General features: G+C 76.3%; 15 protein-coding genes. 5 read left to right on the top strand and 10 right to left on the bottom strand.

Annotated elements, in window-relative coordinates; genetic code table 11:
- Positions 1-13 precede the first annotated feature (13 nt).
- The gene (locus tag HWY08_RS07870) at positions 14-1,180 is read left to right on the top strand and encodes a class I SAM-dependent rRNA methyltransferase (protein WP_176064297.1); all 1,167 of its coding nucleotides are present in this window, start codon (positions 14-16) and stop codon (positions 1,178-1,180) included.
- Positions 1,181-1,186: 6 nt separating this feature from the next.
- On the opposite strand, the gene epmA is transcribed toward HWY08_RS07870, so the two are convergent.
- A complete protein-coding gene (epmA, locus tag HWY08_RS07865; RefSeq protein ID WP_176064296.1) occupies positions 1,187-2,200 on the bottom strand; it encodes an EF-P lysine aminoacylase EpmA in 1,014 nt (337 codons plus the stop codon).
- A 51-nt stretch (positions 2,201-2,251) separates the two neighbouring features.
- Here epmA and HWY08_RS07860 point away from each other — a divergent pair, with 51 nt between their 5' ends.
- Complete coding sequence (locus HWY08_RS07860; protein ID WP_176064295.1) at positions 2,252-3,880, top strand: hypothetical protein; 1,629 nt, start codon at positions 2,252-2,254, stop codon at positions 3,878-3,880.
- Here the strand turns inward: HWY08_RS07860 and ccoS are convergent.
- From ccoS to HWY08_RS07815, 9 genes are read right to left on the bottom strand one after another with little or no spacing between them, the layout of a single operon-like run.
- Entirely contained in the window at positions 3,849-4,064 is a 216-nt protein-coding gene (gene ccoS / locus HWY08_RS07855; RefSeq protein WP_176064294.1) for a cbb3-type cytochrome oxidase assembly protein CcoS, read from the bottom strand. The genes HWY08_RS07860 and ccoS overlap by 32 nt on opposite strands.
- The gene (locus HWY08_RS07850) at positions 4,046-6,493 is read right to left on the bottom strand and encodes a heavy metal translocating P-type ATPase (RefSeq protein ID WP_176064293.1); all 2,448 of its coding nucleotides are present in this window, start codon (positions 6,491-6,493) and stop codon (positions 4,046-4,048) included. The genes ccoS and HWY08_RS07850 overlap by 19 nt, the downstream gene beginning before the upstream one ends.
- On the bottom strand, positions 6,480-7,154 hold the full coding sequence (locus HWY08_RS07845) for a sulfite exporter TauE/SafE family protein (protein ID WP_176064292.1): 675 nt from the start codon (positions 7,152-7,154) through the stop codon (positions 6,480-6,482). Before HWY08_RS07845 ends, HWY08_RS07850 begins: the two co-directional genes overlap by 14 nt.
- Entirely contained in the window at positions 7,151-7,690 is a 540-nt protein-coding gene (locus HWY08_RS07840) for a FixH family protein (RefSeq protein ID WP_176064291.1), read from the bottom strand. The genes HWY08_RS07845 and HWY08_RS07840 overlap by 4 nt, the downstream gene beginning before the upstream one ends.
- Entirely contained in the window at positions 7,687-8,928 is a 1,242-nt protein-coding gene (locus HWY08_RS07835; protein ID WP_176064290.1) for a 4Fe-4S dicluster domain-containing protein, read from the bottom strand. The genes HWY08_RS07840 and HWY08_RS07835 overlap by 4 nt, the downstream gene beginning before the upstream one ends.
- The gene (locus HWY08_RS07830; RefSeq protein ID WP_176064289.1) at positions 8,918-9,058 is read right to left on the bottom strand and encodes a CcoQ/FixQ family Cbb3-type cytochrome c oxidase assembly chaperone; all 141 of its coding nucleotides are present in this window, start codon (positions 9,056-9,058) and stop codon (positions 8,918-8,920) included. The genes HWY08_RS07835 and HWY08_RS07830 overlap by 11 nt, the downstream gene beginning before the upstream one ends.
- Positions 9,059-9,349, bottom strand: a complete 291-nt coding sequence (locus tag HWY08_RS07825; RefSeq protein WP_176064288.1) for a hypothetical protein — start codon at positions 9,347-9,349, stop codon at positions 9,059-9,061.
- 11 nt (positions 9,350-9,360) lie between these two features.
- Positions 9,361-10,326: a cbb3-type cytochrome c oxidase subunit II gene (locus tag HWY08_RS07820; RefSeq protein ID WP_176064287.1), complete on the bottom strand. Its 966-nt coding sequence runs from the start codon at positions 10,324-10,326 to the stop codon at positions 9,361-9,363.
- Positions 10,327-10,336: 10 nt separating this feature from the next.
- Positions 10,337-11,770 carry a cbb3-type cytochrome c oxidase subunit I gene (locus HWY08_RS07815; RefSeq protein WP_235969518.1) on the bottom strand — a complete coding sequence of 478 codons (1,434 nt, stop codon included), beginning with the start codon at positions 11,768-11,770 and terminating at the stop codon, positions 10,337-10,339.
- 237 nt (positions 11,771-12,007) lie between these two features.
- Here HWY08_RS07815 and HWY08_RS07810 point away from each other — a divergent pair, with 237 nt between their 5' ends.
- From HWY08_RS07810 to HWY08_RS07800, 3 genes are all read left to right on the top strand, one after another.
- Entirely contained in the window at positions 12,008-12,814 is an 807-nt protein-coding gene (locus HWY08_RS07810) for an alpha/beta fold hydrolase (protein ID WP_176064286.1), read from the top strand.
- A complete protein-coding gene (locus HWY08_RS07805) occupies positions 12,811-13,629 on the top strand; it encodes a methyltransferase domain-containing protein (protein ID WP_176064285.1) in 819 nt (272 codons plus the stop codon). The genes HWY08_RS07810 and HWY08_RS07805 overlap by 4 nt, the downstream gene beginning before the upstream one ends.
- Positions 13,630-14,119: 490 nt before the next feature.
- Positions 14,120-15,805 carry an HNH endonuclease gene (locus HWY08_RS07800; protein WP_235969517.1) on the top strand — a complete coding sequence of 562 codons (1,686 nt, stop codon included), beginning with the start codon at positions 14,120-14,122 and terminating at the stop codon, positions 15,803-15,805.
- Positions 15,806-16,204: the final 399 nt, after the last annotated feature.

Genomic DNA, 16,204 nt, shown 5'->3' with positions numbered 1-16,204 from the left:
AGGCCCTGCTCCCATGGAACCCACCGTCACCATCACCCGGCGCGGCGCCGATCGCCTCGCCGCCGGGCACCCCTGGATCTACCGGGGCGACGTCGATCGCGCGCCCGCCGGGCTGCGAGGGGGGGAAGTGGTCGCGATGAAGGACGGCCGCGGCCGGTTCCTCGGCAAGGCCTTCTGGTCCGCGCGGTCGAAGATCGCGCTCCGCACCCTCACCCGCGAGGACGTGCCGGTCGACGAGGAGTTCTTCGCGGAGCGGCTCGCCTCCGCGGTGGCGCTCCGCGAGGCGGCCTTCCCGGGCGAGCCCTCGGTGCGCCTCGTCCACGGCGAGGCCGACCTCCTCCCCGGGCTGGTGATCGATCGCTTCGGCGACGTCGCGGTGCTCCAGACCCTGGTGCCGGGCACCGAGACGCGCAAGCAGCTGCTGGTCGATCTCCTCTGGGACCGGCTGCGGCTCCGCTCGGTCGTCGAGCGCAACGACGTCCGCGTCCGGGAGCTCGAGGGGCTGCCGCAGGTGAAGGGCGTCCTGCGCGGCGAGGAGCCGGGGGCGCTCGAGTACCGCGAGGGCGCGGCGCGGATGCGCCTCGACGTGCTGGGGGGCCAGAAGACCGGCGCCTTCCTCGACCAGCGCGAGAACCGCCTTCGGGCCGGCGCCTACGCGCGCGGCAAGTGCCTGGACTGCTTCAGCTACGCCGGGGCCTTCGCGCTGCAGCTCGCGGGCCGCGCCGAGCACGTCACGGCCGTCGAGCTGCAGGCGCCCGCGGCGGCGCAGCTCCGCGACAACGTGGCCCTGAACGGCCTCCAGAACGTGGAGGTGGCCGAGGCCAACGCCTTCGACTTCCTGCGCGACGCCTCGGAGCGCGAGCCGGAGTACGACCTGGTCGTGCTCGACCCGCCCGCGTTCGCCAAGAACAAGGACGCGCTCCCGGCGGCCCGGCGCGGCTACAAGGAGATCAACCTCCGCGCGATGCAGATCCTGAAGCCCGGCGGGATCCTCGTCACGGCCTCGTGCAGCTACCACATGTCGGAGGCGCTGCTGGAGGAGGTCGTCCTCGACGCCGCGCGCGACGCCGGCCGCCCGGCGCAGCTCCTCGAGAAGCGCGGGGCCGGGCGCGACCACCCCGTGCTCATGGGCGTGCCGGAGACGCACTACCTCAAGTGCTTCGTGGTCCGGCTGCCCTGACGGCGCTCACCGCGGCGCGAGGAATTCCCGCGCCGGGAAGAGCAGCACCTCGTCGATCGTCCGCGCGCCCACGAGCAGCATGAGCAGCCGGTCGAGGCCGAGCGCGACCCCCCCGGCCTCCGGCATGCGCGGCAGCGCGGCCAGGAACCGCTCGTCGAGCGGGTACACCGGGCGCCCGAGCCGCGCCCGCAGCCCCTGCTCCTCCATGAGCCGCCGGCGCTGCTCCGCCGCGTCGGTCAGCTCCGAGAACCCGTTCGCGAGCTCGAGGCCGCCGGCGTAGAGCTCGAAGCGCTCCGCCACGCGCGGATCGCCGGGCTTGAGCCGCGAGAGGGCCGCCATCGGCGCGGGCCAGTCGACGAGGTAGGTCGGCCGCCCGAGCCCGAGGGTCGGCTCGACGACCTCGAGGAAGACGCGGAAGTAGAGGTCGTCGAACGAGTCTCCGTCGCCGGCGACCCCGAGGCCCCGCTCCCGGAGCGCCGCGCGGAGCCGGTCCGCGCGGCCGTCGCACGCGGCGAGATCCACGCCGGCGCGCGTCTGGAAGGCCTCCTGGGCGGTGAGGCGCTCGAACGGCGGCGCGAGCTCCAGCGGGCGGCCCCCGACGGAGATCCGCGTCCCCCCGGTCACCGCGCGCGCGCACGCCGCCACCGTCTCCTCAAGGTCCTCCATGATGCCCCGGTAGTCCGTGTGCGCCCGGTACATCTCCAGCAGCGTGAACTCGGGGTTGTGCGTGTCCGAGACCTCGCCGTTCCGGAAGACCCGCGCCAGCTGGAAGATGCGCGGGAACCCCTCCGCCAGGAGCCGCTTCATCGCGTACTCGGGGCTCGAGTGGAGCCACAGCGGGCGCGCCGCGCCGCCCCCCTCCGGCACGAAGGGCGCGCGGAAGGCGTCGATGTGCGGCTCCATGGCCGGCTCGGGCACGAGGCACGGGGTCTCCACCTCGTCGAACTCGCGCCGGGTGAGGAACTCGCGCACCGCCGCCTGCATGCGCGCCCGCGCCCGCGCCACCTCGCGTCGATCCATGGGGGAGAGCTTAACGGCTGGACGCCTTCCATGGGCTAACATGCGCCCCACGTGACCCACGTCCGCGCCGCCGCCGCCCTCGCCCTGCTCGCCCTCGCCTCCGGCTGCGCGCACGCGCCCGCGCCGGCGACGCCCGCCGGCGGCCCGGTCGCCCCGGCGCCGCGCGGCGACGCTCCGGCCGCGCCGGAGCCGCCGAGCCGCGCCGAGCGGCTCGCGCTCCTCCGCTCCCAGGTGGACGCGCTCCTCACCTCGCAGGCCCGGGCGCTCTGGGCCGCGTGGACGAAGGGCGGCACCCCCGAGCTGGACGCGAGCGCCGGGAGCTGCTCGGCCCTGTTCGCGCCGGACGCGCTCGGCTTCCTGGCGGAGGCGCGCGCGGCGGCCGAGGGCGACGAGCGGCGCGCGCTGACCCTCCTGCGCGCCTACGTGCTCGGTGAACAGCTCGCCCGCGCCCTGCCGGCGAACCTGCCCGCGCCTGCGCCGGTCGTCACCTGGGACGGGCGGGCCTACCCGTCGAGCCGGGTGCGCTCGCTGCTCGCCGCGGAGCCCGACCCCGCCCGCCGCGCCGCCCTGGAGCACGCCTGGGCCGCGGCGGAGCGGCGCGAGGCGCCCCGGGCCGAGGCGCGCTGGAAGGCGCTCGCGGACGCGGCGAAGAGCCTCGGCTACGGGTCCTTGCTGGCGCTCGCGGCCGACCTTCGCGGCGCGCCGGCGGAGGCGCTGGCCGCCCTGGCGGAGGACGTGCTCACCACCACCGACGGGACCTACCGGACGCTCCTCGCCACGCTCGGCCGGGTGGAGATGGGCAAGAGCCTCGCCGAGCTCCGCGGGCGCGACCTGCCGCGGCTCTTCCGGGCGGGCGAGGACGGGCGCACCTTCCCGGCCGCGCGGCTCGGCCCCGATGCCGCCGCGCCGTTCGCGTCGGCGGGGCTGGCCGCCGAGGGGCCACCGGCGCTCATCGTCGACGCCGAGGCGCGCGCGGGCAAGGACCCGCGGGCGCTGGTGCTGCCGGTGGAGGTGCCCGCGGACGTGCGCGTCTCGTACGCCCCGGCGGCCGGCGCGAGCGAGCTGCGCGCGCTGCTGCACGAGCTGGGCGCGGCCACGTTCTACGCCCGCGTGCGGTCGCCGGTGCTGGAGTTCCGGCGGCTCGGCTCCGTCACCGCCGAGGCCTGGGGGTATCTGTTCGAGGCGCTCCACGGCGACCCGGCCTGGCTGGCGGAGCGGACCGGGGTCGCCGCGGGCCACCTCGCGCCGGTCGTGCGGGCCGCCGCCGCCCGCCGCCTGCACCTGGCCCGCGTGCTCGCGGCGCGGCTCCTCGGCGAGCTCGCCCGGCAGCGCGACCCGGCCGGCGCGCGCGAGGCCGGCCGGGCCGTGCTGGAGCGCGCGATGGCGAGGCCGGTCGAGGCCGACGAGCTCGACCTCTTCCTGGCCGAACGCGACCCCCTGCTCGAGTCCGCCGACGCGCTGCGGGCGGTCCTCCTGGCGGCCCAGGCCGAGCGGCACCTGGCCGCGCGCGCCGGTGCGGCCTGGTGGCGGTCGGCGGAGGCCGGCCGGGTGCTCGCCGCCGCGTTCGCCGACGGCTCCCGGCTCGAGCCCTCGGAGCTCTCGCGCGCGCTCGGCGCCGAGGCGCTCGACGGCGCCGCCCTCGCGGCCGTCAGCGCCGAGCGCGCGGCGGCGGTCCGCTAGCCCTCTCCGAGGACTCGGCGTCCTGCTTCGCCCGCCCCGGCGCCTCCTCGGGATCGTCCTCCAGCATGCGGTACTTCGGCCCCTCGGGATCCTCGTACTGCCCGCTCTTCACGGACCAGAGGAAGAAGAGCCAGGCCGCCAGCCCGAGCGCGAGCGAGAGGCCGATTAGGAAGCCGAGGTCCACGTCCGCACCCTGAGCGAGTTGCCCACCACGAACAGCGAGGAGGCCGCCATCGCCGCGGCGGCCACGATGGGGTGGAGGGTCCCCGCGATCGCGAGCGGGATCGCCACCACGTTGTAGAAGAAGGCCCAGAACACGTTCTGGCGGATGACGCGGGTGGTGCGGCGCCCGAGGCGCACCAGCGCCGGGAGCAGCCGCAGGTCGTCCCGCACCAGCACCGCGTCGGCGCTCTCCAGGGTCACGTCGGTGCCCCGGCCCATGGCCACCCCGACGTCCGCGCGCGTGAGCGCCGGCGCGTCGTTGACGCCGTCGCCGGCCATGAGGACCCGGGCCCCCGCGGCCTGCAGGCGCGCCAGCTCCCGCTCCTTGTCGAGCGGGCTCGCCTCGGCGAGGACCCGGTCGATCCCGGCCCGGGCCGCCACCGCGCGCGTCGTCCCCGCGGCGTCCCCGCTCACGATGGCGATCTCGAGCCCGAGCGCGCGCAGCTCCCGCAGCGCCTCCGGCGCCTCCTCGCGCAGCACGTCGGAGACGACCAGCAGGGCGGCCAGGGCGCCGTCCACCGCGACCCACAGCACCGTCTCGCCGGCGGCGGCGTGCGGCTCCGCCGCGCGGTCCGCCTCCGCGGGCAGCGCGACGCCGGCCTCGCTCAGGAACGCGCGGTTGCCGACCTCGACCCGGAGCCCCGCGCCGGTCGCCGCGCCGGGGTCCACCACCACGCCCGCCACCCCGCGCCCCGGGACGGCGCGGAAGCCCTCCACCTTCGGCTCCGGCCCCGGGAGCGCCCGGGCCGCCTCCACCACGGCGCGGCCGAGGCTGTGCTCGGAGCGGCGCTCGACGGCGGCGACGACCCGCACCAGGGCGTCGCGCGAGCCGGCCGGGTTCCGGCCGAGGAGCACCACCTCGCGCAGCACCGGCCGGCCGCGGGTGAGCGTGCCGGTCTTGTCGAGCACGACCACGGTGGCGCCGGCGGCGCGCTCCAGGACGTCGCCGTTGCGCGCGAGGAGCCCCCGCCGGCTCGCCTCGCCGCTGGCGAGCAGCACGGCGATGGGGGTGGCGAGCCCGAGGCTGCACGGGCAGGCGATGACGAGCACCGCGACCCCGGTCATGAGCGCCTGGTGCGCCGGCCCGCCGCGCGCGAGGTCCAGCGCCACCGTGGCCACCGCCAGCACCAGCACCGCCGGGACGAACCAGCCCGTCACCCGGTCGGCCAGCGCCTGCAGCCGCGGCTTCTCCGCCTGGGCCGACTCCACGGCCCTGGCGATCCCGGACAGCACGGTGTCCTCGCCGACCCGCGTGACCCGGAACGTGAACGCTCCGTGCTGGTTGACCGTGCCGCCGATGACCGCGGCGCCGGGCGCCTTGGGGACCGGGCGCGCCTCGCCGGTGAGGAGCGCCTCGTCCACCTCCGAGGCCCCCTCCACCACCTGACCGTCGAGCGGCACCCGCTCGCCCGGCACCACCTCGACGAGGTCGCCCACCGCCACCGCCGCGAGCGGGACCAGCCCGCGCCCCGCCAGCCGCGCCTCCCGGGGCAGGAGCCGCGACAGCCGGGCCACCGCCTCCGAGGCGCGCCCGCGCGCCCGCGCCTCGACGTACCGCCCCGCCAGCACGAGCGTGACGATCATGGCGGCGGTGTCGAAGTACACCTCCCCGCCGCGCGCCATCTGGTAGACGCTGTAGGCGAGCGCCGCGCCCGACCCGAGCGCGATGAGCACGTCCATGTTGAAGCGGCCGGCGCGGAGGCCGCGCCAGGCGGAGCGCAGGAAGGGCGCCCCGGAGTAGAGGAACACCGGCAGGGTGAGGCCGAGGGCGATGACCTCCATCAGCCGGCGCAGGCCGGGCTCCATCCCCTGGAAGTACCCGGCGTAGAGGGCGGCCGCGTAGATCATGAGCTGGGTGGAGAGGAAGAAGGCGGTGCCGAGCCGGATGAGCAGGTCCTTCGTCTCGGCGTCCTGCGCCCGCTGCCGCTCGCTCTCGGTGTAGGGCTTGGGCTCGTAGCCGGCGGCCCGGATCCGCCCCAGCACCCCCTCCAGCGAGGCGACCGCCGGATCCCACCGCACCCGCGCCCGGTGGGTGGCGTAGTTCACCCGCGCCGAGGCGACGCCGGGGAGCCTGGCGAGGAGCCGCTCGTTGAGCCACACGCAGGAGGCGCAGCGGATGCCGTCGATGTAGACGTCGAGCTCGGCGAGCCCGTCCGCCCGGCGGACCGCGTCGCGGAACGCGCCCGCGTCCACCGGCCGCTCCGGATCGGCGAAGAGGCCCGGCTCGTCCCAGCGCCGCCCGGCGTAGAACCCGGACAGCCCCTCGGCGGCGATGAGCTCCGCCACGCCGCGGCAGCCGGTGCAGCAGAACACGCGCGCGGCGCCGCCCACCTCCGCCCGCACCGCCTCGCGCTCGGGGAACGCGAGCAGGCAGTGGTCACAGCGGAGCATGGATCCCGAGCCCGCGCAGCGCGAAGAGCACGCCCGCCGCGGCCACCGCGACGCCGCCGGCCCGACGCAGCGCCCCGCGCAGGCGGGGCGAGAGCGCCGCCGCCGCGCCGCCCACGGCGAGGAGCGCCGGGACCGTCCCGAGCGCGAAGACGAGCGCGAAGAGCAGCCCCTGCGGCAGCCCGCCGGTGGCGGCGGCCCCCACGAACGCGGAGTACGACAGGCCGCAGGGGAGGAAGCCCAGGGTGAGGCCGAGCGCGTAGGTGCGGCCTGGCCCGCCGCCCTCCACCACCGCCCGCACCGCCCGGAACACCTTCCCGGCGAGCCGCTCCTCGGTGCGCCGGGCGGCTGGCAGGACCCCGGCCGCCCCCAACCCCATGAGCACCATGAGGAGGCCCGCCCCGACCGCCACCGCGTCCTGCAGCCCCGCCAGCCGGCCGGCGGTGTTGACGAAGGAGCCGGTGAGCCCCATGGCCGCGCCGATGCACGCGTAGGTGGTGACGCGGCCCGCGTGGTAGAGCGCCTGGCCGGCGAGCGCGCGCCGCAGGCCGGCCTCCGGCGCGGCGAGGCCGAGCGAGGCGACGAGCGGCCCGCACATGGCGGTGCAGTGGCCGAGGCCGCCGAGGAGCCCGGTGGTGGCGGCGAGGAGGAGCGCCTCCCTCATCGCTCGGCCGCCTCGAAGGTGAAGGTGGCGCGCAGCGGCGCGCCGCCGGCGGAAGGGACCTCCACGTCCGCCGCCCAGCCGCGCCGCCCGCTCGGGCAGCGCACGAGCACCCCGGTCCCGCGCCAGCGGCCCGGCCCGTCCGCCGCGAGCGCCACCGGGTGCTCGCCCATGTACATGCCCGGCATCGAGAGCGCGAGGCGCCCCGCGCCGGCGCCGGCGGCGGCAGGCGGCGTCACCTCCACCGTGAAGGCGAGGTCCTTCATGAGGACCGGGGCGGGGGCCACGGCGAGCGCGACCGTCGCGCCGGCCACCCGCTGCGCGCAGGGCGCGCGGGCGGGGTCGCAGCGCGGGGCGGCGCGCGGGCCGACCGCGGCGGCGTCGTGCTGGTGGTGCGCCTCGTCGTAGTGCAGCCCCGCCTCGTAGGGATCCGCCACCACCGTCGGCTCGGCGGTGCGGTGGCCGAGGACGATCGCCGCGACCACCGCCCCCACCGCCAGCAGGGCGGCCAGCGCGCCCACCGCCAGGAGCGCCCTCATCGCCGCGCCCCGGGGACGTCCACGAGGAGCGCCCGGGTGACGGGCGGCGCGTGCGCCTCCGCGCCGCCCGGCCCAACCGCCGGCGACACCGACAGCTCGGCGCGGAGCTGCCGCGCCTCGGGCCCGAGCCCGCGCGCGACGACCCGCACCCGCACCCGCTGGTGCTCCCCCGGCGCGAGCTGCACGGCCTCGGGCCGGAGCGCCAGCTCGACGCCGGGCGCTGTCGCGGCGAGCCGCAGCGCGAGCGGCGCGCGGCCCCGGTTCTCGAGCGCCAGCGTGAAGCCGCTCGTCAGCTCGCCGGTCGCCTCGCGGCGCGGCGCGCGCTCGCCGCCGCCCGTGACGGTCACCTCGAGCGGGCTCCGCTCGGCCGCCACCGCCGCCGTGAAGGCCAGGGCGCCGGCGGTGAGCACCCCGAGCGCGACCGCCGCCGGGCGGAGGGGCCGGGCTCCGGTCCCGGGCACGCCGAAGAAGTGCCCGACGAGCCGCGCCGGGCGCCCGAGCTTCTTCATGATGGGGGCGCAGGCGTCGACGCAGGCCCCGCACGCGACGCAGGCCGCCTGGAGGCCGTCGCGGATGTCGATGCCGACCGGGCAGACGCGGACGCAGGCCCCGCAGTCCACGCAGTCGGCGGCGCGGCGGCGGTCGTAGGCGATGGCGAGCGAGTGGCGGTCGAGCAGCGCGCCCTGCAGCTTGGCGTAGGGGCAGGTGGTGGCGCAGAACCCGTGCCGCCAGAGCGCGAGGTCCGCGAACACGACGCCGGAGAGCACGAGCCAGGCCGGGCCGAGCACCGGCCCCAGGGCGAAGGCGCCGAGCCGCGCCAGGAAGTCGCCCGGCGGGACGAAGTACCAGAGCAGGTTCGCGCCCACCAGCGCGGACGCGGCGGCGAGGGCGAGGAGCGCCGCGACGGCGCGCCAGCCGCCCCGCCGCCGGGCGCGGTCGAGGAGCCCGGTGAGGTCGAGCAGCGCCGTCTGCGGGCAGGCCCAGCCGCACCAGAGGCGGCCGAAGAGCAGCGTCGCGAGGAGGAAGCCGAAGAGCAGGAACAGCGCGGCCGCCAGCACCACCAGGAGCTCGTCGAGCCCGATCCGGGCGCCGAAGGCGAGCAGGGTCAGGCTCGGGACGTCGAGGCGCAGCGCGCTCTCCCCCCGGATCCTCACGAACGGCAGGCCGAGCACGGCCGCGGCCTGGACCACCTCGGCGAGGCGGCGCCAGGTCCGCAGGCGATCCCACCTAATCCTCATCGAGCATCTTGTACTTCGCGCGCTCCACCTTCGCCCGCCGGCCCCGCGCGTAGTAGTGGCGGACGATGGCGCCGAAGAGCGCCACCAGCGCCGCCCCGAACGCCAGGTACCCGAGCTCGCCGGTGTTCATCTACTTCCTCTTGCCGCGGGCGCTCCGGCGCGCCATCCCCACCGCCAGCGCCACGATGGCCGCCGCCGGGATGGCGGTGTACGCGACCGTGTGGGCGACGTTGGTGCCGAGCGCGGTGGACTGCCCCGACAGCTCGCCCGTCTGGTCCCAGCCGATGAACGCGATGAAGTAGTAGACGCCCCAGGCGACGAGGCCGCCGAAGAGCGCCCAGATGCCCACCGGCACCGCGTGCGCGGTCTCCTTCGCCTGGAGCTGCTCCACGCCGTCGTCCAGCTCGATCGGGTTGGCCATGGCTCGGCTCCTCAGTGGTGCGACTCGGTGCGCTCGTGCTCCTGCTGCGAGCGGATGAAGCTGATGACGGACCAGATGTCCTCGTCGGCGAGCTGCCCGCCGAAGGCGGTCATGCCGCCGCCCGGATCGCCGGGGCGGCCGATCTTCTTCTTGGCGTCGCTGCCGCAGGAGATGAGGCCGAAGTACGTGCCGTCGGGCACGTCGCCCTGCTGCGCCAGGAACTCCTCGTCGATGAGGCTCGGGACCGCGCCCGCCATGCCCTCGCCGTGGTCGCCGTGGCACTGCGCGCAGTTGTTCGCGTACACCGCCATGCCGCGCTGCACCGCCTCGCGGCGGCCGGCGAGCGGGTTCACCGCGGCGAGGTCGCCCACCTGGCACTCTCGCGGGACGGCGTGGCCGAGCCACTGCATGTACGCGACGAGCGCGTCCAGCTCGGTCTTGTCCGCGAGCGCGGCGAAGTCGCCGTCCTGGGCCGCGAACTCGGCCGGCGCGTACAGGCTCGCGAGCGCGCGGTAGTGCGCCTTCACGCTCCCGGGGTCGAGCTTCGCCTGCTCCAGGAAGGCGTAGGCCGGCATGTTCGAGCGCGGCACCAGCGCCTGCGGGTGGCGGAAGTGGCGCACGTGCCAGTCGTCGGGCCGCAGGCCCCCCTCGCGCGCCAGGTCCGGACCGGTCCGCTTCGAGCCCCACAGGTGCGGGCGGTCGTAGGCGAACTCGCCCGCCTTCGAGTAGTCGCCGTAGCGCGCCACCTCGCTCGCGAGCGGCCGCACGGTCTGCGTGTGGCAGCCCATGCACCCCTCGCGCTGGTAGACGTCGCGGCCCGCCAGCTCGAGCGGCGTGTAGGCGCGCAGCGCCTCGAGCCGCGGGTGCATGTCCTTGCGGAGCATCGGGTAGAACATGGTCGCGACGGTGCCCGCCAGGATGACGACGAGCGCCACCACCGAGAACAGGATCGGCTTGCGGTAGATGGTTCCGGCCATGGGATCCTCCCTACGCCTGCGCCGCCGTCAGCGGCTTCGGCTCCGGGGTGGCGGCGGACGCCTCGAGGGCGCGGCCCTGCTGGATGGTCTTGAGCACGTTCCAGACGAAGCACAGCATGCCGGCGGTGAACACGACCCCGCCCAGCGCGCGCAGGTGGTAGTACGGATAGTTACGGGCGAGCCCCTCGACGAAGGTGTACTTGAGCTTCCCGTGCTCCATCGCCTTCCACATCGCGCCCTGCTGGATGCCGGTGATCCACATCGTCACCGAGAAGATGAGCTGCCCGACCAGCACCAGCCAGAAGTGCACGTTCGCGAGCTTCTCGCTGTAGATCGCCGTCCCGTAGATCTTCGGCACCACGTAGTAGATCGAGGCGGCGATGGTCATCGTCACCCATCCCATGGTGCCCATGTGCACGTGGCCCGGGACCCAGTCGGTGTAGTGGATGAGCTGGGACACGGCGCGCAGCGACTGCGTCGGCCCCTGCACCGTCTGCAGGCCGTAGAAGGTGATGCCGAGGACGAAGAACTTGGTCAGGTAGTTCGTCCGCATCCGGTCCCAGTCCTGGCCGACCGTGTAGTAGCCGTTCACCACCGAGCCCCACGACGGCGCGATGAGGAAGAGCGTGAAGCAGATGCCGAGCGTCTGCAGCCAGGTGGGGAGCGGCGTGTAGACGAGGTGGTGCGCGCCGGTCCACAGGTAGCCGAACACGAGCGACCAGAAGGCCACGATCGACAGCCGGTGGCTGAAGATGGGGAGCCCGGTGGTCTTGGGGAGGAAGTAGTAGAACATGGCCAGGATGGGCGTCGTGAAGACGAAGCCCACCGCGTTGTGCCCGTACCACCACTCGACGTTGGCGGAGTTCACGCCCGCGAACAGGTGGTAGCTCTTCCAGGCGCCGGCCGGGATCGACAGGTTGTTCACGATGTAGAGCACCGCGATGGCGAGCACGGTCGCGAGCACGTACCAGAGCGCGACGTACATCTCCTCCTCGCGCCGCTTCACCACCGTCGCGAAGACGTTCACCGCGAACATCACCCACAGCACCACGATGGCGATGTCGAGGGGCCACTCCAGCTCGGCGTACTCGAGCGACTGCGTGTAGCCCATCATGAGCGTCACCGCCGCCGCGGCGATGCCCAGGTTGAAGAGCCACAGCTGCAGCCGCGCCAGCCGCGGGAAGACGAGCGGCCGGCGGCAGAGCCGCATCACGATGTAGTAGCTGAGGCCGAAGATGGCCCCGACGCCCAGGCCGAAGGCGAGGCCGTTCGTGTGCACCGGCCTGAGCCGCCCGAAGGTCAGGTAGGGCGCGAAGTTCAGCCCCGGCGCGAACATCTGGGTGGCGATGAGCAGGCCGATGAGGATGCCCACCACGCCCCAGAACATCGACGACAGGATGAACCCGAGCACGGTCCGATCGTCGTAGCGGTAGTCGTTCACCATGGAAGCCTCGCGCGTCGCCGCGGCGCTCGCCGCCGGCTGATCGGCGCGGGAGGATAGCCGATGTGTGGCCCCCCGGGCGAGGGTACTGACCCGGTTCGGTCGATTTTTGGGGCGCGGCAAAATGCGCCATTCCGGCTCGGCTCCGAGGCGACCGAATCCGCTGGGGAACCACCCATTGTCAACCGCGTCTCCCGGCACGGTTGACGATGGCCGGGGCGCTGCTAGGCTCGCCCGCGCATGCCCTCCCCCGACTCCGCCGCCCTGCCCGCCGTCTGGCGCGAGGAGGGGACTGGCCGCCCGGTGGTGCTCGTGCACGGGTGGGCGTTCTCGGCCCGGGCGCTCGACCCACTGGTGGCGCCGCTCGCCCGCGCCGGGCGCGTGCTCGCGCTCGACCTGCGCGGCCACGGCGAGGCGCCGCCGGCGCCGCCGGGCCACGGCGTCGCCGGCCACGCGCGCGACCTGGTGGCGCTCTTCGACGCTCGCGGCCTCGAGGGTGCGCTCCTCGTCGGCTGGTCGATGGGAGCGCAGGTGGCGCTCGAGGCGCTGCCCGCCCTCGGCGGCCGCGTCGCCGGGCTGGCGCTCCTCTCCGCCACCCCCTGCTTCGCGGCCCGCGAGGACTGGCCGCACGGCACGCCGGCCACGAGCGTCCAGGCGCTGGCCGCCCGGGTGCGCCACCGCCCCGCCGCCGCGCTGCGCCGCTTCTTCGACGGGATGTTCGCGCCCGACGAGCTGCCGGACGCGGAGCGCGAGGCGCTGGCGGCGGCGGTCCTGGCGGCGCCTTTCGCGCCCGCGACCGCGCTGGAGGAGCTCGACGACCTCCTCGCCGCCGACCAGCGCCCGCGGCTCGCCGGCGTGCGCGTCCCGGCGCTGCTCGTCCACGGCGAGCGCGACCCCATCTGCCTCCCCGCCGCCTCCGCCTTCGCGGCCGAGGCGATCCCGGGCGCGCGCCGCTGGCTCCTGCCGGGCGTCGGCCACGCGCCGCAGCTCTCGCGGCCGGCGCTGGTGGCGGAGCTCCTGGCGCGGCACCTGGCGGAGCTCGCGTGACGCGGCCCGGCGCCGCGAACGCGGTGGACAAGCTGCGGGTGCGCCGCGCCTTCGGCCGCGCCGCCGGCGCCTACGACGCGCACACCCCGGTGCAGGAGGAGGTGCGCGCCCGGCTGCTCGCGCTGGCGCTCGGCGCCGCGCCGGCGCCGAGGCGCGTCCTCGACGTCGGCGCCGGGACGGGGGCGCTCCTGGCCGCGCTGCGGGCCCGCGCGCCGGGCGCGCTGGGCGTGGCGACGGACCTGGCGCACGGGATGGCGCTCGCCGCCCGGGAGCGCGGCGCGCCCGCGGTGGCCGGCGACGCCGAGGCGCTCCCGTTCCGGGCCGGGCGGTTCGACCTGGTCCTCTCCAGCTCGGCCCTGCAGTGGCTCCCGCGGCTCGGGCCGGCGCTGGCGGAGATGCGGCGGGTGCTCGCGCCGGGGGGCGCGGTGGCGGTGGCCTTCTTCGGCGGCGAGACGCTGCACGAGCTGCGTGAGGCTTGGCGCGCGGCGCTGCCGGCCGGCGCGCCCGACCGGACTCACCGGTTCCACGGCGAGGCCGAGCTGGCGGCCGCCCTCGAGGAGGCCGGCCTCGTGCCGGAGGTGCTCACCTCGGAGCGGCGGGTGGAGCGGCACGCGGACCCGCTGGAGCTCGTGCGCGCGCTGCGGCGGATCGGCGCCGGCAACGCCGCGCCGGACCGCAGCGGGGGGCTCGCCGCGCGCGGGGCGCTCGCGCGGATGGCGAGGCATTACGAGGCGCGCCACGGGAGCGCCGGCGGCGTGCCGGCCACGTGGGACGTGCTGTACACGGTGGCGCGGGCGAGTCTGCGGGAGCCGTGAACTCATCCTTCATGGCCGCGGCGCGGTGGCCGGCGGCTCGGTGATCCCATCCCCTCGCGCCGCGAGCCGGGGAGCCGCACCCTGATCTCATCCCCTCGCCCCGCGAAGTCGCAGCACCGTGTTCTCATCTCCCTCGCCCGCGGAGCGGGGAGAGGGCCGGGGAGAGGGGCCGCCAGACACCGATCGGCCTCGCAGCATGGAGCGACTGCCTCCGCGACGTCGGCGGACTTCGGGCAAAGAGGGGGCGCGGCAGGCGGGCAGGCGGCGCCGCGGTGGCGAGCGCCGCCGAAGCCGGGGCGTCGAGCGCGGGGCGTGCCTGCGCGTCCGCGACGACAAGGCGTTGCCCGGCTCACGGGGACGAAGGGGCGCGGGTGCGGGCAGGCGGCGGCGACGGAGCTGATGGGCCTCGGTGCGCTGCCCGCGATCGGGTCTACCGCGCGTGGGGTGCCGTTGACTATCCGTGTCAGACCTCCGTGCGATGATCTCTCCCATGGACGCGGCACCCGACCTCGCTGCGCGCTCGCCCTCCGAGGCCTGGAGGACGCGCTTCGCGCCGCCGGCCGTCGAGCCCGCGCCGCTCACCGGGCGCGAGCTCGACGCCTGGTTCCGCGGCGGAGAGCCGGAGGCCGACGCGTGCGAGGCGCTGCTCACCTGGGCGGCCAGGGCGCGGGGCGCGCTCGACGTGGCCATCGCGGAGGGGCTCGACGCGCTCCGGCGGGGCGATCGGCTGGCCGAGCTCGCGTGCCACCTCGACGACTACGCGCGGGAGGTGCTCGACCTCGGCAAGCGCGCCGCCGAGGGGCTGGCCCTGCTCGGCCGGGAGCTGCGGACGCGTCCGCTCCTGCGCGAGGCGCTCACCTCGGGTCGGGTGAAGCTCCGTGCGGCGCAGACGGTGCTGAAGGTGGCGGTGGGCGAGGACGAGGCGGCCTGGGTGGAGCGCGCGGCGCGGATGACCGTCCGCGCGCTCGAGGCCGAGGTCCGCCGGGCGCGGACGGCGCCGGGCGACGAGGAGGAGCCGTGGCTGCGCCTCGGCGCGCGCCTCGAGCCGGAGGAGCGCGAGGTGCTCGACGAAGCGCTGGCGCTCGCGGGCGAGCTCATGCCCAGCGCGACGCGCGCCGAGCGGCTCGAGGCGATCGCCCAGGAGTTCGCGGGCGAGTACGCGGGCGAGGGAGACCCGGACGCGGCGCGCGTGCTCGGCGCCGCGGTCCGGCCGTCCGGTGCGCGCACCGGGGACGCGCGCGCCGCAGCGCTCGAGGAGGAGACGGAGCGCTGGGCCGCGCTTCGCGCCCTGCCGGACATCGCGGCCCCGGACGTCCGCTTCTACGAGACCGCCACCGCCCAGGAGGTGGACGGCCGACTGCGGGAGCTCGCCGCCCTGCGGGCGGAGTGGGAGGACCTCGTCGGCTACTGCGCCCTGGCGGTCCGGAAGAGCCAGCTGTACCGGCTCCTCGGGTTCGCGAGCTTCCGCCAGTACTGCGAGGAGCGGCTGGGGCTCTCCGCGCGCTCGGTCGAGGAGCGGGCCAAGGTCGAGGAGCGGCGCTGGGCCTCGCCGGCGCTCCAGGAGGCGAAGCGCGAGGGGCTGGCGTTCGAGAAGCTGCGGCTCCTCGCGAAGCTGCCCGAGACGGAGATCGCCCGCTGGACCCCGCGGGCGAAGGGCCTCACCTGCGTCGCGCTCCGGCGCGAGCTCGAGGCCGAGGCCGAGCGGCGGATGCGTGCGCAGGGGAAGCTGGCCGTCCCGCTGGCGCTCCGGATGGCGGCGGTGCTCGCCGCCGCGGTGCAAGCCGTCCGCGACCGGACCGGGAGGCCGCTGCCGCTCGGGACCTGCCTCGCCGTGCTCGCGCAGCACTTCCTCGACACCTGGAAGGGCGGGAAGCGCGCCCGGAGCCGCTCGCGGAAGGTGCGGGACCGGGACGCGGGGCATTGCCAGGTCCCCGGCTGCAGCCGCCGCGCGACCCACGCCCACCACGTCCTCTTCCGCTCGCACGGCGGCGGGGACGAGCTCGACAACCAGCTCGGCCTCTGCGCGTTCCACCACCTCCGGTGCATCCACGCCGGCCACCTGCGCGTGGTGGGCCGGGCGCCTGAGGCGCTGCGGTGGTTCCTCGGCGGGAAGGCGTGGAGCGGGCCGGAGCCCGCGAGGCGGTCCGGCGGGGGCGTGGAGATTTCGGCGGCGTGAGTCCGCGGGGCGAGGCGAGCAGGGCCCGGCCTCGACCTCGACCGCGACTGCGACCTCGACCGCGGCCGCGACCCCGACCTGCGGACGGCAACGCACGCCAGCGGGCGGCGGGGTGGCCCTCCGAAGGAGCGGAGGTCGACCTGCGTGAGACCGCGCTCGCCCTACTGCCGCCAGCAACGCCGGTGCCGCGCCGGCGCGCGGACCTCGTGCGCCGTGTCGGCGCGGCACGTTGCGTTGCCCGGCGTTCGCGCGTTTCTGCTCCGGCCGCCGTACCTATCCGGTAGGTCGTCCGGAGCGACGCAGGAGGGCCACCCCTCCGCCCGCTCGGAACCGCCGCCAGCGTTTCTGCTCCGGCCGCCGTACCAACCCGGTAGGTCGTCCGGAGCGACGCAGGAGGGC

The sequence above is a fragment of the Anaeromyxobacter diazotrophicus genome (assembly GCF_013340205.1).
Classification (GTDB): Bacteria; Myxococcota; Myxococcia; order Myxococcales; family Anaeromyxobacteraceae; genus Anaeromyxobacter_A; species Anaeromyxobacter_A diazotrophicus.
Note: the sequence above shows the minus strand (reverse complement) of the source record. Positions and strands in the feature narration are given on the sequence as shown.

Excerpts from the sequence above, each read along its gene's own strand:
- HWY08_RS07870 (WP_176064297.1), top strand. The coding sequence starts at position 14 with ATGGAACCCACCGTCACCATCACCCGGCGCGGCGCCGATCGCCTCGCC.
- epmA (WP_176064296.1), bottom strand. The coding sequence starts at position 2,200 with ATGGATCGACGCGAGGTGGCGCGGGCGCGGGCGCGCATGCAGGCGGCG.
- HWY08_RS07850 (WP_176064293.1), bottom strand. The coding sequence starts at position 6,493 with ATGCTCCGCTGTGACCACTGCCTGCTCGCGTTCCCCGAGCGCGAGGCG.
- HWY08_RS07845 (WP_176064292.1), bottom strand. The coding sequence starts at position 7,154 with ATGAGGGAGGCGCTCCTCCTCGCCGCCACCACCGGGCTCCTCGGCGGC.
- HWY08_RS07840 (WP_176064291.1), bottom strand. The coding sequence starts at position 7,690 with ATGAGGGCGCTCCTGGCGGTGGGCGCGCTGGCCGCCCTGCTGGCGGTG.
- HWY08_RS07835 (WP_176064290.1), bottom strand. The coding sequence starts at position 8,928 with ATGAGGATTAGGTGGGATCGCCTGCGGACCTGGCGCCGCCTCGCCGAG.
- HWY08_RS07830 (WP_176064289.1), bottom strand. The coding sequence starts at position 9,058 with ATGAACACCGGCGAGCTCGGGTACCTGGCGTTCGGGGCGGCGCTGGTG.
- HWY08_RS07825 (WP_176064288.1), bottom strand. The coding sequence starts at position 9,349 with ATGGCCAACCCGATCGAGCTGGACGACGGCGTGGAGCAGCTCCAGGCG.
- HWY08_RS07820 (WP_176064287.1), bottom strand. The coding sequence starts at position 10,326 with ATGGCCGGAACCATCTACCGCAAGCCGATCCTGTTCTCGGTGGTGGCG.
- HWY08_RS07815 (WP_235969518.1), bottom strand. The coding sequence starts at position 11,770 with ATGGTGAACGACTACCGCTACGACGATCGGACCGTGCTCGGGTTCATC.
- HWY08_RS07810 (WP_176064286.1), top strand. The coding sequence starts at position 12,008 with ATGCCCTCCCCCGACTCCGCCGCCCTGCCCGCCGTCTGGCGCGAGGAG.
- HWY08_RS07800 (WP_235969517.1), top strand. The coding sequence starts at position 14,120 with ATGGACGCGGCACCCGACCTCGCTGCGCGCTCGCCCTCCGAGGCCTGG.